General features: G+C 61.1%; 16 protein-coding genes. 6 read left to right on the top strand and 10 right to left on the bottom strand.

What is annotated here, in order from left to right:
• Positions 1 to 23 precede the first annotated feature (23 nt).
• Complete coding sequence (locus R4P65_RS19435) at positions 24 to 1,616, top strand: D-alanyl-D-alanine carboxypeptidase/D-alanyl-D-alanine-endopeptidase (RefSeq protein ID WP_317827782.1); 1,593 nt, start codon at positions 24 to 26, stop codon at positions 1,614 to 1,616.
• Positions 1,617 to 1,933: 317 nt separating this feature from the next.
• On the opposite strand, the gene R4P65_RS19425 is transcribed toward R4P65_RS19435, so the two are convergent.
• Positions 1,934 to 3,397, bottom strand: coding sequence for a glycoside hydrolase family 5 protein (locus R4P65_RS19425; protein ID WP_317827781.1), 1,464 nt, complete (start codon positions 3,395 to 3,397; stop codon positions 1,934 to 1,936).
• A 169-nt stretch (positions 3,398 to 3,566) separates the two neighbouring features.
• On the opposite strand from R4P65_RS19425, the gene R4P65_RS19420 reads away from it, so the two are divergent.
• Entirely contained in the window at positions 3,567 to 4,490 is a 924-nt protein-coding gene (locus tag R4P65_RS19420) for an alpha/beta hydrolase (protein WP_317827780.1), read from the top strand.
• 16 nt (positions 4,491 to 4,506) lie between these two features.
• Here the strand turns inward: R4P65_RS19420 and R4P65_RS19415 are convergent, their stop codons facing one another.
• Both R4P65_RS19415 and R4P65_RS19410 read right to left on the bottom strand, forming a co-directional pair.
• On the bottom strand, positions 4,507 to 4,746 hold the full coding sequence (locus R4P65_RS19415) for a helix-turn-helix domain-containing protein (protein ID WP_411742559.1): 240 nt from the start codon (positions 4,744 to 4,746) through the stop codon (positions 4,507 to 4,509).
• Entirely contained in the window at positions 4,688 to 4,939 is a 252-nt protein-coding gene (locus tag R4P65_RS19410; RefSeq protein ID WP_317827925.1) for a hypothetical protein, read from the bottom strand. The genes R4P65_RS19415 and R4P65_RS19410 overlap by 59 nt, the downstream gene beginning before the upstream one ends.
• A 135-nt stretch (positions 4,940 to 5,074) precedes the next feature.
• Between R4P65_RS19410 and R4P65_RS19405 the strand changes: the two genes are divergently transcribed.
• The gene (locus tag R4P65_RS19405; RefSeq protein WP_317827779.1) at positions 5,075 to 5,449 is read left to right on the top strand and encodes a hypothetical protein; all 375 of its coding nucleotides are present in this window, start codon (positions 5,075 to 5,077) and stop codon (positions 5,447 to 5,449) included.
• 16 nt (positions 5,450 to 5,465) lie between these two features.
• On the opposite strand, the gene R4P65_RS19400 is transcribed toward R4P65_RS19405, so the two are convergent.
• Positions 5,466 to 5,981, bottom strand: coding sequence for a hypothetical protein (locus R4P65_RS19400; RefSeq protein WP_317827778.1), 516 nt, complete (start codon positions 5,979 to 5,981; stop codon positions 5,466 to 5,468).
• On the opposite strand from R4P65_RS19400, the gene R4P65_RS33180 reads away from it, so the two are divergent.
• On the top strand, positions 5,948 to 6,160 hold the full coding sequence (locus tag R4P65_RS33180; RefSeq protein WP_411742558.1) for a 3-deoxy-7-phosphoheptulonate synthase: 213 nt from the start codon (positions 5,948 to 5,950) through the stop codon (positions 6,158 to 6,160). The two genes, R4P65_RS19400 and R4P65_RS33180, sit on opposite strands and share 34 nt — an antisense overlap.
• A 10-nt stretch (positions 6,161 to 6,170) precedes the next feature.
• Here R4P65_RS33180 and R4P65_RS19395 read toward each other — a convergent pair whose 3' ends face one another.
• The 4 genes from R4P65_RS19395 to R4P65_RS19380 form a co-directional block, all read right to left on the bottom strand.
• On the bottom strand, positions 6,171 to 6,479 hold the full coding sequence (locus R4P65_RS19395) for a hypothetical protein (RefSeq protein ID WP_317827777.1): 309 nt from the start codon (positions 6,477 to 6,479) through the stop codon (positions 6,171 to 6,173).
• The gene (locus R4P65_RS19390) at positions 6,476 to 7,135 is read right to left on the bottom strand and encodes an SDR family NAD(P)-dependent oxidoreductase (protein WP_317827776.1); all 660 of its coding nucleotides are present in this window, start codon (positions 7,133 to 7,135) and stop codon (positions 6,476 to 6,478) included. The genes R4P65_RS19395 and R4P65_RS19390 overlap by 4 nt, the downstream gene beginning before the upstream one ends.
• 56 nt (positions 7,136 to 7,191) lie before the next feature.
• Positions 7,192 to 7,506 (bottom strand): helix-turn-helix transcriptional regulator, encoded by a 315-nt coding sequence (locus R4P65_RS19385; protein ID WP_317827775.1) that lies wholly within the window; start codon positions 7,504 to 7,506, stop codon positions 7,192 to 7,194.
• Positions 7,507 to 7,702: 196 nt separating this feature from the next.
• The gene (locus R4P65_RS19380) at positions 7,703 to 8,878 is read right to left on the bottom strand and encodes a Cmx/CmrA family chloramphenicol efflux MFS transporter (RefSeq protein WP_317827774.1); all 1,176 of its coding nucleotides are present in this window, start codon (positions 8,876 to 8,878) and stop codon (positions 7,703 to 7,705) included.
• A gap of 1,403 nt (positions 8,879 to 10,281) precedes the next feature.
• On the opposite strand from R4P65_RS19380, the gene R4P65_RS19375 reads away from it, so the two are divergent.
• Positions 10,282 to 10,569: a hypothetical protein gene (locus tag R4P65_RS19375; RefSeq protein ID WP_317827773.1), complete on the top strand. Its 288-nt coding sequence runs from the start codon at positions 10,282 to 10,284 to the stop codon at positions 10,567 to 10,569.
• 11 nt (positions 10,570 to 10,580) lie between these two features.
• On the top strand, positions 10,581 to 11,543 hold the full coding sequence (locus tag R4P65_RS19370; protein ID WP_317827772.1) for a DUF2510 domain-containing protein: 963 nt from the start codon (positions 10,581 to 10,583) through the stop codon (positions 11,541 to 11,543).
• Positions 11,544 to 11,684: 141 nt separating this feature from the next.
• Here the strand turns inward: R4P65_RS19370 and R4P65_RS19365 are convergent, their stop codons facing one another.
• Both R4P65_RS19365 and R4P65_RS19360 read right to left on the bottom strand, forming a co-directional pair.
• Positions 11,685 to 11,870: a hypothetical protein gene (locus R4P65_RS19365; protein ID WP_317827771.1), complete on the bottom strand. Its 186-nt coding sequence runs from the start codon at positions 11,868 to 11,870 to the stop codon at positions 11,685 to 11,687.
• A 316-nt stretch (positions 11,871 to 12,186) separates the two neighbouring features.
• Positions 12,187 to 12,960 (bottom strand): alpha/beta fold hydrolase, encoded by a 774-nt coding sequence (locus tag R4P65_RS19360; RefSeq protein WP_317827770.1) that lies wholly within the window; start codon positions 12,958 to 12,960, stop codon positions 12,187 to 12,189.
• Positions 12,961 to 13,027 lie beyond the last annotated feature (67 nt).

The following is a 13,027-nucleotide window of genomic DNA, read 5'->3' as shown; positions in this document are numbered from 1 at the left end:
GTCATGTATCCTCAGGAGCGCCCATGCCGTACACCCCATCAGCTCGTGCCTTCGCTGCCTTGGTCAGCGTCGGCGTAGTCCTCACCGCATGTTCGGCGCAGCCGTCGAATTCCGAAATCGCATCGGCTCCGACGCAGCAAATTCCGCAGGAGGCAACCCGCATCATGACCTCCGATCCATACGCCATGGCTCGGTGGTCGTATCTCGTAGTCGACCCCGACACAGACAAGGTGATCTACAGCAACAACGCTGACAACTCGATGTTTCTGGCCTCACAAACCAAACACTTCACCGTCGGCACCGCCTACGACACCTTCGGCGTGGACCGCACCGTCACGACCCCCGTGTATGCCACCTCCGTTCCCGTCGAGGGCACCCTCACCGGTGATCTCGTGCTCGTCGGCTCCGGTGACCTTGCGCTCGGCGGGCGCAATGCGGCACAGGGCCGATTCGACTTCGCCACTGACGGCATCGACCACGTGTACGCCGACGCCCTGCCCGGAGCTGTTCTCGCGCCCGGCGATCCGCTGGCAGGCCTGAACGATCTCGCACGACAAGTAGCCGACGCCGGCATCACACGGGTAAACGGCGACGTTCTGGTGGACCCTCGTCTGTGGGACACATACTCGACAGTCGAAGGCCTGGTCCCGTCGATTTTCGTCAACGACAACCTCGTCGATATTCAGGCGAGCCCAGGTGTGGTAGGTGAGCCCGCCACCATCGACATGCTTCCCGGCAACGGCCTGTTCCGCGTCGATGCTCAGGTCACCACGGGTGAGGAAGGTAGCGACTCGTCTCTGAAGGTTGCGGCCGATCCGTCCGATCCCACCCAGATCAACGTAACCGGGTCGGTACCGGCTGGAAAGACATCACTGACTGTCTATCGCATTACCGACGCGCCGACGTGGGCGCGTCAGCTGTTCGTAGAAGCACTGCGACGCAATGGAATCGAGGTTGCATCGGTATCTCGCACGAACAGCACGGCTGCCCTGCCTGTCGATCTGACATATTCAGGAAGTCGACAAGTTGCGAGCCTGCAATCGGCACCAATTTCGGAGTCGGGAGGGATGATTCTCGCGACAAGCTACAACACGGGCGCGAACACTTTCTTGTGCTTGTTGGCAGTAGCGACAGGATCGTCGTCGTGCAGCGACGGTCTGCCCACCGTGCGGGCACTCGCCGAGAAGGCAGGTATTCCAGCATCCGACCTGGTGGTCATGGACGGTCAGGGCGGAGACCCGTCACAATCGACGCCCGCAGCGGTCCTCCAGTGGCTCGACTGGGTGGACCAGCAGCCATGGGCCGATACGTTCTGGGCAGGTCAACCCGTACTCGGTGAGCGAGGTTCGTTGTCGGGCGTGGGAACCGACAGTCCGGCAAAGGGGAAGGTCATCGGTAAGACGGGAACATCCGCCGACGTCGAAGCCGACACCGGCAGGTTGATCGTGACCCTTCAAGCGCTCTCGGGTTACATGATCACCCCCGACGATCGCCGACTTCTGTTCGTCGTGGCCGTCAGCGATGCAGTGTTTCCCGATCTGCCTCGTGGAGTCTTCCAAGTCGGGGGTGACGTGGGCGGTGTTGCCGCTGCGTTCCAACAAGCACAGACGAGCTGACACGGGACGAGACAGAGGTACGGCGGTTCGGGCACTCATCCCTTTCGAATGAGGCACGAACGATGTAGGCGCACAGAGTGTCAGCACATGCAAGCCATCGACGAGATGACCGCGGTCAAGGGATTGGGCCTCGTCTTCACGATCATCGCCAGTTCAACTGGCGCTCAAAGCCTGGCTCCAAGACAACAACACCACGGTGATGAGTGTGTTGATCTTCGTCGTCGGAGTTGTTCTGATCGGCAAGGGAATCGGCGGAATCTTCTGATGCCCGCTCTTTCGCGTGGTTTGAACGCGCGACTCCCGAGATGATCGTTCGATCAGGCTCGCTTGACCGCGTAGTCGCCGTCGGCGTGCCCGATCAGTTGCCATCCGCCCTCGATCGGGGACAGTCGGACGTCGGCGAGATTCGTGATCTCGACCTGTGGCTGGTGGGTGCCGGGGTACCAGGCCTCGACCCGTCCGATGCCGCTCCCGGTAAACCCGTCGCGCGATACCTCTGTCAGCACTCCGGGCGCTGCCCGCGGATACGCTCGCGAGAGTGGCACTGCGAATCCCTCTACGAGCCCGAGTGATTCACCGGACGGGCAGTCGATGCGACTCAGATTTCCCTGTGGCTGGTGGGTATTGTCGTCGCGAACCGGGTGGGGGTCACCGCACGCTTGTGTCCACGACCACCACGCGCCGCCTATCCGGTACTTGTCGGTGGCGTCGACGAAGCGGTCGACGTCTGCTCCCTGCTCGTCGGCGTCCCCGAACCAACCCCATTCGCCCGTCCACAACGGGGCGTCATACCAGGCGGCGGCGCGGTCGGCGATCCGAAATCCGTCTTCGATCGCGGGGAATTCGCTACTCACCGTGATGGATTCGCTGTAGAGGTGCGGCGAGAACACCATCAGGGGATCGGTCACGTACTCGCGTGGGGGCAGTGCGTCGAAGCCGAATGCCGACCAGATCGCGCTGGGCTCGAAGAACACGAGGTGCGGGAACCCGCCGGCTTCGGATTGCCGGATGGCGTCGGTGGCGCGCTGGTAGAACTGCCCGATCTGGTCTGCGGCGGTGAAGGGGTCGCGCAGACCGGGGTTCGGTTCGTTCAACAGGTCGTATCCGGCCACCGCGGGTTCGTTCTTGAACTCCGCGGCCAACTTCGCCCACGTCGCCACCAAACGGCTCTGGATTCCTTGCTCGTCGTCGTAAAACGCCTGGAAGGCATGGGCGATCGCTGGTGCAGCTTCCCGGAGTCCGCCGATGTTGCAGGTTGTCCATCCGCCGGTCAGGGTTGCCCACTCCGGTGCGCCGTCCCAGCCGACTCCCGGCCGCATGAATGACGGGCACGACTGGTCGCTCGGGGTACCGACATACGGGCCCCATGCGTCCTGATGCATGTCGAGAACGGTGTAGATGCCGTGGTCTTTTGCATCCTCGACCGCTACTCGAATGCGGTCGACGTAAGCAGCGTCGAATGCACCGCGGGTCGGTTCGAGGAGGGACCACGCGACGTTGAGTCGGACGACGTTGAAGCCCAGCGTGGCCATCTGCGCAAAGTCCGTCCTTCCCAGCGGCGTAACGGTGGGTAGTCCGGTGCCGTTGGTTGCGTAGTCGTTGAGACCGTTGGCGTTCACGCCGCGTAGCAACACTGTTCGTCCGTCGACGTCCTTGATCGTGCGATCTGCGACGGTCAGTTGGGGGAGAGTCCAGTCCGGATCTGGTGGTGCAGCGTTCGCCGCCGGAGTTGCAATCTGGAGGACCAGGATTGCAAGGGTGGCAAGCAGCAGCGCACGCATCCATCGACCTTTCTAGACAAACGTCCAATTCCGAGTCGAGGCTAGCGCGAGAACGCCCTTCTGCGGCGCGATTCGCACATACCCGTCACCTCATTGCTTGGCACGCCGGCTCGAAGCTGCTACTCGAGGTGCGAGAATCGTCGACAAGTCGCGACTCGAGGGAGCATTTGTGAAACTTGCACTGACTGAACTGGTCGAACAACTACCCGGCGACGATTTATTAATCACGCGAGTGTTCTACGTTTCACGGACCGCTGGCACCGGTCCGAGTTCTCTTCAGGAACTGCTCGCAGTGCGTGCTTCCAGGGTGGTTGATCACGCGCCGCCGACTCGAGCTGTTGAGCACATGCTCGACATCGACGGCCGAGCCATATCGGTCCGTGTGGTCACTCCGAAAGATGGCGTTGTCAACGGGGTCTATCTGTATCTTCCGGGCGGTGGTTTCTACATGAGTTCGGCGGCAAGCGATGACACTCGAAGTACGAGACTTGCCGACGAGGTCGGGGTCGCAGTGGTTACCGTCGATTACCGGCTTGCGCCGGAATTCCCTTGGCCGGCAGCGCCGGACGATTGTGAGGCAGTCGCCTTGTGGCTGCTTGATGTCGCTGCCGAACGGTTCGGGACGACCAGGCTCGCCATCGGTGGCATGTCGGCGGGAGCAACCTTGGTGACGACGACATTGCTGCGCCTTCGTGATCGAGGTCTGGCCAAGTCATTTTCGGGTGCGGTGCTGGAAGCGGGCACTTACGACGTCAGTGCGCAGACTCCCGCGGGCCGCACCATCAGCGACGAATACTTCATCGAAGCCTACGTCGGCCATGTCGATGATCGCACTCTCCCGGATATTTCTCCGACATTCGGCGACCTCAGCGGCCTGCCGCCTACCCTCGTGATTGTCGGATCAGAAGACGTGCTTCTGGCTGAGAACCTTGCCATGGCGGCGCGGCTGTCGGCGGCCGGTAACGACGTCGACTTACGTCTCTATCCTGATGTCCCGCATGGATTTACAAACCATCCAACGCCTGTTGCCCGGCGCGCAGCGCTCGATACAGGTGCCTGGCTTCGGCATTGTCTCGACGCCGAGCCGGCGTGACAGGCACGGGCGCGGTTCAGCGTGCCGAGGACACGCGGCGCGTGTTCGGTGTCAGATGTTGGTCGAGCGTTGGACGATGAAACAATTCGAGGCGCACGATAGATTTCATCAGGCCGTCGAGGGTTCGCGCATCCCATCCAGTCAGATGCTGCCAGCGGTCGAGTCGATAGGTGACAGAGTTCGCATGCAGGTGGATATCACGGGCGGCAGCGCTGACGGAGAACCCGCTTCGCGCGAAGGCGCGGACGGCGTCCATCAGATGTGAGGTTCTCCGGAGTTCCCCACGGTGCGCGCTCAGCGCACAATCCCGCGGAATTGCCAGGTGCGCCCATCCACGGAGCGGCCAGCGCAATCGCGAATACGACAATGCCAACGACGATGACGAACAGGGAAATGACCACTGCATCAGTCGTGCGAGACTTGCTGCCAGATGTTCGACCTTCGCCCATCGGAGAAGACTATCGTCCGCCCACGGAAATCCCTGCGAACCTGGGCCATTGGACTCCGCCATCTGGAGGCTGACCCACACGATGCCACTCCGTACCAGTGAGGTGCATGGTCCGTTTCCCGTTGTACGGTGAACCATGTCGCTGTCGCACCCTCGCACGTCGAAGATCGTCGCGGTGTCGCTGGTCGCCGTCGTCGCGGTCGCCTATCTGTATTTTGCTTCCGCCTTTCGCAGTGCGAACGTATTCGCACCGCCGGAGCGGATGACATCCCTTGGGCGCACCTACCTGATCAGTAATTTTCCGCCACTCAGTCGTGAAGAGCTCGAACAGCGGTACTCGCAGGGGCATGGCACGAGCTACACCTTCGAACGGGTGAGTTCCTTTCCGATCCCACTGGGTCTTCCTGTCTGCCAGTGGCAGAACGACGACATTCGCGGCCAGGCAACGTCGACTGCCTACCTCGAATGGGGTGACAAATACATCAGTTATCAACTCTCGGGCGCCCCGTAGGCAGGCACGCGGGCTGTCAGCGTCTGGGCAATCTCAATCGCCAGACAAACAGGACTATGCCGAGCGCGTCGACGCAGCCGATCACGGTGAGTACCCACCACAAGGACTTCTCGCCGTCGCCGCTGCCCACACTCGACTGCGGATCGATTGTCCGAGGCATTCCATAGACGGCCACCGCGGCAGCACGTGTTCGTTCGTTAGATGACTGAGTCGTCGCCGAGCAACTGTTCACTGACCATGATGCTGCGGGGTTTTCGCGTCTGGAGGTGAACACGATGTATTCGGTCCCGACTTCGAAACTGAGACCGCAGGAAGCACTGAGCTCGAATGCCGATACGGTCGCCGTCGGGCCGACGTCCCCCGCGAAGACCTCGCGCACATCGAACTCGTAAATCCAGACAGGGGCGCTCTCACGTTTGGCAGTCGCGGTACCGGTGAAGACCGACGCGGCCTGCGAGACCAGCTCGTCGACCTCAGGTCCATCAGGGGCATAGACACATGAGCAGGCATGGGCGGGGGCGGCACTCGCCAACGGCAGCGAGGCAGTGGCCTGCGGGTCTGCACCTGGAAGTGCCCCCCGACGCCGTCACCGAATGTGTGGCCAGGGTCGAGGGTGCACATACCTTCACCGACTACCGATCGACCTGCGATCCGCGACTGAACGCAGAACAGTCCGCCGAAGTCGTCTCACGTTTTCTCTCGCTGCTGTAACCGCCGGAACTCAGGAGAAGGCGTCGACGCCGATCGCGTCAGCGGAGTAGCGCCACAGGCGAGCGGCCTCGTCGGCGTCGGAGGCGTAGTCGCGGACACCGACGAACGGGCGGTCGTCGGTGGCAGGAACAGCGATGTCGCAGTCCTCGAGGTACAGGCCACCGAGGCCGGTCAGGTCGGGTGTGGTCGCCGCCCACACCGCGGTCGCCGCCCCTTGTTCCACGGTTTTGAAGGAGCTGTCGACCGGACTCCCGTCGTCGTCGATCCAGCCGAAATCGACCATTTCCTCGTGCGGGAGATGCCGCAGTAGAGGCGTCATGATCGACCCCGGATGTAGCGAGAACGAGCGGACTCCATGAGCACGCCCCAGAGCGTCGAGGTGGACGGCGAACAAGGCGTACGGGCGGTCTTCGACTGCCCGTACGCGAGCCACTTGTCGTATCCGCTCTCGAACGGCACATCCTCCCACCGCATCGGTGAGAAGTGATGGCCCGAGGACGAGACGGAGACGACACGCGAAGCACCCGCCGACGCCAAGGCGGGGAATAAGTAGTTCGTGAGCGCGAAGTGGCCGAGACGGTTGATCGCGAACTGAGAATCCCAGCGTCCGATTCGGTTCAACGGGCAGGCCATCGTGGCAGCGTTGTTGATCATCATCTCCAGCGGCCGACCAGAGGCAATGAACTGCTCGGCGAACTGCCGCAGAGAGTCGATATCTGCCAGATCCGCGTAGCTCACGCTCACAGCGTCACCGAACTCGGCGAGAGTTGTCCGCGCGATATCAGGTCGGCGAGCAGGGACGACGACGTGTGCCCCTCCGGTGACGAGGGCGTGGGTGATCTCGATACCCAGGCCGGAGTAGCCGCCGGTGAGAACCGCCGTCTTCCCACTCAAATTCGTGCTGTCGATGATGTCAGCGACCCGGGTGTAGTGCCCGAAGCGGGTGCCCAACGGACTTTGTCGTGTCAGTGTCACTGGGGTGAAGCCTTTCGTCGGTTGAAATTTCAGGTGAAGACAGTGAGGGGAGTGGGTCAGCTGGCGGCGAGGTGCTTGCTTTGCATCCACCGCGCGACGACACCGGCGCGGCTCCGGACGCCGTAGCGGTCGAATACGCGTTGTAGGTGGGACTCAACGGTTTTGGGCGACAGGCCGAGTAGACCCGCTACTTCTTTTCCGGAGTAGCGTTCGGCGACCAGTTCGATGATCTGTTCTTGGCGCTTACTTAATCGCATCACGGTCGCCTCGTGCGAGGGTGCGGCCGGACGCGGCGGGGGCGACGCACGTTTTGCGTCCAGTGATGAGGTGGGGGTCAGCGCAGTGTTGGTCGTGTAGTTGTCTACAGGCATGTTCTGAGTTCTCCAAGGTCGCGGGAATCGAACTCACTGCGCGCGTATTGCCGCGCAGAGCAATGAGTTCGCGTGAAACAGGCTGGGGCAGAGCGCCACACGGCGGGTGGCCTTGTTCGTCGGTTCGGACCCGCGTGTGCGGTGACTGCCGAGCGTGCGCAGAGCAGTCACCGCGCTCACAGATCCTTGTACGTGGTCAGGCTGGGACGGTTTCCTGGACAGACGCTGGACGCCGCCAGAGCGACAAGGTGGCTGCGCCGATGACGATCGCGAGTGTCACCAGCGCGGCGCTCGTCCAGAGCGGGGCGCGGTAGCTCAGCCCCATGCCGATCGCCAGCCCGCCGAGCGCCGGGCCCAGTGCAGCGCCGACGTTGAACGCGGCCGTCGCGAACGATCCACCCAAGGTCGGTGCCCCGTCGGCGGCGTAGAGCACCTGGGAGATCAAGGTCGAGCCGACTGCGAAGGACAGTGCGCCTTGGACGAACAGCATCACCAATGTCACCGCGGGGTGGGATGCCGTGAGAGCGAAGACGATCCATCCCGTCAACAGTGCTGCAGATCCCACGGCGAGCAGTTGGAACGGCCGGGTGTCGGCGAGCCTGCCTCCGACGCTGACGCCGATGAAAGATCCGAGCCCGAACAGCCCCAGCAGCAACGGAATCCAACGGGAGTCGAAACCGGAGATGTCGGTGAGAGTGGACGCCATGTAGGTGAACGAACAGAACGTTGCGCCGTTGATCAGCGCCCCGAGGATAAGCATCAGTTGGAGCTTGCGTGAGCGCAGTGAGGACAGTTCGCGCTTGGCATTCGGTGTGGACTCTGCAGGCGGCTCGGCCGGGGTGGCGAACATGATCGCCACCACCGCAGGGGCGGAGATGACGACGACAGCCCAGAACGCTGCACGCCAGCCCCACATTTCACCCAGGAAGGCGCCCCCGGGAACTCCGGCTACACATGCGATGGTGACACCACCGAGGAGGACGGACGTTGCGCGCCCTTTCATGTCGGCGGGCACCATCGCCATCGCCGCCCCCAGGGCCACCGCCAAGAATCCGGCATTGGCGAGGGCGCCCACGATGCGTGTGACCAGCAAGACCTCGAAGCTGCTGGTGAGCGCGCCGATGACGTGGACCAGCATGAACGTGATGAGGAATGTCAGAAGAGCGCGTCGTCGGGGCCACCGCATGCTGGCGATAGCCATCAACGGAGCGCCGATGATCATCCCCACGGCGAAGGCGGAGGTGAGGAGTCCGGCGGCGGGGACCGAGACCCCGAGGTCACGGGCCATATCCGGTATGAGCCCGGACAACATGAATTCGGATGTGCCCTGGGCGAAGACAGCAAGCCCGAGGACGTAGATAGCGAAAGGCACTGCGAGACTCCATAAAATCTGAGGATGGTCAGGGAGGCTACGCGGCTTCACCCAAAGTTCGATTCACTGAATGGAACTGGTAACCGCGAAGCAGGTGACCTGACAGCGTCACAGTGCGAGATGTGCGCAGCCGAGGCCAGATTCGAAGTTCAGACGGTAGAGGTGTGCCACTGATCGCAAACAACAAAGGAAGGCCACACGAGAGCGTGACGTTCGGGCGCGACGGGATGTGGCCACCGGACTACCTCCGGTGGCTAGAGTCTGGACGCCTTGGGGCTGGACATGATCTTGAACCTAGCAACGCCACTGGGCGATGTCCAACTGAAAAGCGTAAATTTGCCGCTCACGAGGCAAGGGCACCTGCAGGGCGGTTCTCCGCCGTGAGTTCGAATCGATATTCCTGCGCTGAGGGCTATCGAGCCATCCGATTATCCGAGCGGACGATCAATCCAACTAAAGTCGTAGGGCGACTGCAGCATTGAGGAGCGTCAGCTGCGGGGATGGAAACGAATGCGTGTGTGAAATCCTGCCGCAGGCACGCGTCGCATCGACTTTCTACTCTGCGCGCGAGGAGATTCCGTCATTTGGAAAGCGTCAATTCTGATGGCTTGCCGGGGCGACCAAGGCGGCGGCCGCGCATGTAGTTCGATTGGCGCACGGCACATTCGCGTAGTGCCGATCTCGAATGAGACTCATCGCGGTGGCGGTCAGATCGCACCTCTGAGTGATCTGACTACGCGCGAGACGTTTGCGAAAGACTTTGTCACACAATATGAATGTGACCTTGCGATCGACTGTCGACTACGAGAATCAATCGCCATGCCGATTCACACATCTCAACTATTTGCCGTGGGAGAGAACTGTGTGTATCGAAACCTTGCCATACCCGGATCCGCACACCCCAGCCGAGGGGTACACAGGAATCTCGGCTGGTGATGTGATCCGGTTCTCCCCACTGGACAGGTACGGCGGCCCGTCGGACGTCGAAGACTGCATCGTGCGCGACATCGAGTGCGACCCAAGAGCCTTCACCACCGGCGAAGCTTTTCCGCACCCGTGCCATCGGCTGCAGAGTTCAGGATATCTTCGCCGTCGATGCCCTCGGGGTTGGCGTGGGTATCTAGATGACGCGTGTGGAGGCCGCCACCCATGCCGCCGGGGTAACCCCTGGCTTTGACCGTGGAATGAAAGGGCGATCATAAGGTGGGTTGATTATCCAAGTATTATTCGATGATTTCGACGCTTCGGATCCCACAGTCCCTCTGCACCTTGACAACGAAACATAAAAACTTCCCCTACATCCGTGGGCAAACCAACAGGCAGCTGTCGACGGCGATTGCTGCGGTGTCTAGACCGATCGAATCGGGCTCCTGGTGAGTATTCAGAACTTAGCGCCCTCAAGCATGAACACATACCTAATCTCCCCACAGGCGGGGTTACTCGGCGACGCCCCACTGACTATCTCAAATGCGAATCTCCCCGAGCGAGGTTGCGCAATCTCACTAACCCTGATCACCCGCGACGGCCTCATCGACGCACTCGTCTGGAAACGATTCAGAGCAGCCGACGGAACCACGAGCGATCTGTTAATCGACACCGACATCCTTTACACCTGCGTCCAGAACCTCACGGAGAAGGAACGCGGATACATCGATACAGAACTCCGGCGACGATCGCCGTGGACCAACTGAGAGGCGCCACAATGAACGCACCCCCAGCCGGATGGCATCCCGACCCCGAAGGCAGCCAGCAGCTCCGCTACTGGGACGGTCAACAGTGGACCAGCGCGACACAACCTATGCCCGCCGCCTATACCCCGACGCCAGAGACACCCGAGCAGGCAAAGAATCGTAAACGTCAACTTCTCGCGATCGCGATCGTCATTGTCGGCTTCCTGGTCATCGTTGGGATCTCGAAACTGGACCTCGGAAAGAATGACGAGAACACCGCGGAGACCACAACTACAGAGGTGGTTACGTCAACAACCCGCGCACCCGTGACGACGCGATCCACGGCCGCCGCACCCGCTCCACCATCTGCGACACCGATGTACGTTGTGACAACGGATAGCCCTGGTAGACCCGAGTACATGACTGCAATTGTTGCCAAATTACCAACTCAGTCCGAACTAGAGAACATTCTTGCTGAGATTCGAAGCGACTATTTGCAAAAAGATGGCGGCTATCATGTCGCCTTCGATTGCTCATCCGAGATGGAGCCAACTGCCGCCAGTCGAATTGCGAATGGCAAGTTTGCAGTTGGACGCATTGGCGCAGCACGCACAGGACTCTCCGTAGGCGGCAGTGAAGTTGAGATGCTGACAAACCCCAAGTGCGCGGGTCCAGTCCCGGACGTGCCAGCCGATGCGGTGTCAGCGGACGACGTTCTGCTGGCAATCCGAAATGCTGGGCTTCCGGTGATAGACCCGAGGGTCAACACGACCTTCTGCCTAGAGAGCGGTTGCGTGAAGCTCATTACGACCGACGAGTTTTCGATCTACCAGTTCGCGGACATCGAGAAGGCAAACAAGTTCTCGACGATCTTCCCCTCGCATCACCAAAACGGGCTGATCTTCCTTCGCTACACACAAGATGGATCGGACCCCACTGATCCCGCACTGATTCCCCAGTACAACGCCGTTCTCGATCAGGTCATGGGCGGTTAGCCGTGTAGGAGTTGGGGAGAAAACGCTGGACGTCAACTTCGATGATATTCTGGCGGTGCGGGTGGCATTGGTCTACCCCGTGAAAGTCCATTGCTTGTCTGCCGACTTCGGCAATCTCTCGTGTCGCGCCGCGTCATCGGATTATGCAGCAGTAAAGGCACGGATTACGAGGCCAGCACCACCGGCGATCATCAATGCGAAACCGATGGCGGCCACTACAAGAATCTCGCTGGGGAACACCTCGACGAACGCAATGGTTGACCACACTCCGAGTAGCCCGGCGAGAAAGAGCAAGCCACCCGCGGTCATGGTAGCGATGCGTTTCATGTGTTGGAGGGTACCTGCGGTGTCGATCGAAGGACTGCGCGCGTCGGTTGAACCGATTGATGGGACGCTCGCGCCGAGAAGACGCCGCCGCCGCGAACGAGTCGCTGGCAGAAATAATTCTGGAGTCAGCACACGGAAGCTGTGGGCACAGAACCGAGTCCGGCAGTTGTTGCAGAACGCGCGGCAAGAGCAACAATGGCTTCACTGACCACAGCAGGTTGTTCGAGATGTGCGAGGTGTCCGGCCTTCGGGATTCGTACAAAGACTGTGTTTCGGTTCAACCCGGACACGAGATGTATTGAATTGCGTAGTGGCGTCACGTAATCGACGTCTCCGCAAACGACGAATGTGGGAATCGTCGACAGGGTTCGAGCGCGTCGGAGGTGTCTTGGTGTTGGAGCGATTCCAGAAAACCCGTGCAGGTTGCGAGCCTGGTACTGGTGATGACTCGGTCAGTTTGGCTGCGAACAGGCTTCGGGATGGCACCACGGCCGTAGATGATGTGGTCGAGGGCGAGCGCGGGGAGAACCGCGGAGAGAGGACGAGATCCGAGAGGTAGTCGGGCACTGACGGCGCGGACAGTATTGATGACCGGCGTGTTTGCGATGGGGAAGAGTCCGGCCATGGCGAGTCCGCGGGCCGACGTCGAAATCAAAGCTGCTCCCACGAACCGGGATCCGATTATCTCAGGGTGCTGGCGGGCGTGGGAGAGGATGCTCATTCCACCCATCGAGTGCCCGACCAACAAGATAGGTCCGTCCGGCGCTACAGCATCCAGGACGGCCTGCATTTCGCAGCCCAGTTGGTCGATGGTGTACGAGAGTGGGGGTGCGCCGCCGGACTCGCCGTGACCGCGCTGGTCGTATGCGACCATACGGACCGTGTCGCCCCAGTGCTGACAGAGATACTCCAATTGTGGTGCCCACGTAGAGGTTTGCAGGCAGAAGCCGTGCGCGAAGATGACCGTCAACGGTGCGGTGCGAGGTCCCCATTCGCGGACACTGATACGGACCCCGTCGTCGGTGACGACCGTTGAGGGTTGCACGGACATCAGTGAGGCCAGCGTTTCAGAGTGATCGGTGGCGTTCATGGTCAACTCCAACTGCGTCGTACCGATAGTGAGAAATATAGTGATACAACCGAATTGCTGTCGACTC

Origin of the sequence: Rhodococcus sp. IEGM 1318 (genome assembly GCF_033142465.1) — a bacterium.
GTDB lineage: Bacteria > Actinomycetota > Actinomycetes > Mycobacteriales > Mycobacteriaceae > Rhodococcus_F > Rhodococcus_F qingshengii_B.
The sequence above is the reverse complement of the archived record's forward strand: the minus strand, read 5'-3'. Positions and strand labels throughout refer to the sequence as shown.

What these genes read in the sequence shown, in the direction of transcription:
- R4P65_RS19435 (WP_317827782.1), top strand. Translation starts at nt 24, where the DNA reads ATGCCGTACACCCCATCAGCTCGTGCCTTCGCTGCCTTGGTCAGCGTC.
- R4P65_RS19425 (WP_317827781.1), bottom strand. Translation starts at nt 3,397, where the DNA reads ATGCGTGCGCTGCTGCTTGCCACCCTTGCAATCCTGGTCCTCCAGATT.
- R4P65_RS19415 (WP_411742559.1), bottom strand. Translation starts at nt 4,746, where the DNA reads ATGGACGCCGTCCGCGCCTTCGCGCGAAGCGGGTTCTCCGTCAGCGCT.
- R4P65_RS19410 (WP_317827925.1), bottom strand. Translation starts at nt 4,939, where the DNA reads ATGGGCGAAGGTCGAACATCTGGCAGCAAGTCTCGCACGACTGATGCA.
- R4P65_RS19405 (WP_317827779.1), top strand. Translation starts at nt 5,075, where the DNA reads ATGTCGCTGTCGCACCCTCGCACGTCGAAGATCGTCGCGGTGTCGCTG.
- R4P65_RS33180 (WP_411742558.1), top strand. Translation starts at nt 5,948, where the DNA reads ATGAGCAGGCATGGGCGGGGGCGGCACTCGCCAACGGCAGCGAGGCAG.
- R4P65_RS19395 (WP_317827777.1), bottom strand. Translation starts at nt 6,479, where the DNA reads ATGACGCCTCTACTGCGGCATCTCCCGCACGAGGAAATGGTCGATTTC.
- R4P65_RS19385 (WP_317827775.1), bottom strand. Translation starts at nt 7,506, where the DNA reads ATGCCTGTAGACAACTACACGACCAACACTGCGCTGACCCCCACCTCA.
- R4P65_RS19375 (WP_317827773.1), top strand. Translation starts at nt 10,282, where the DNA reads ATGAACACATACCTAATCTCCCCACAGGCGGGGTTACTCGGCGACGCC.
- R4P65_RS19370 (WP_317827772.1), top strand. Translation starts at nt 10,581, where the DNA reads ATGAACGCACCCCCAGCCGGATGGCATCCCGACCCCGAAGGCAGCCAG.
- R4P65_RS19365 (WP_317827771.1), bottom strand. Translation starts at nt 11,870, where the DNA reads ATGAAACGCATCGCTACCATGACCGCGGGTGGCTTGCTCTTTCTCGCC.
- R4P65_RS19360 (WP_317827770.1), bottom strand. Translation starts at nt 12,960, where the DNA reads ATGAACGCCACCGATCACTCTGAAACGCTGGCCTCACTGATGTCCGTG.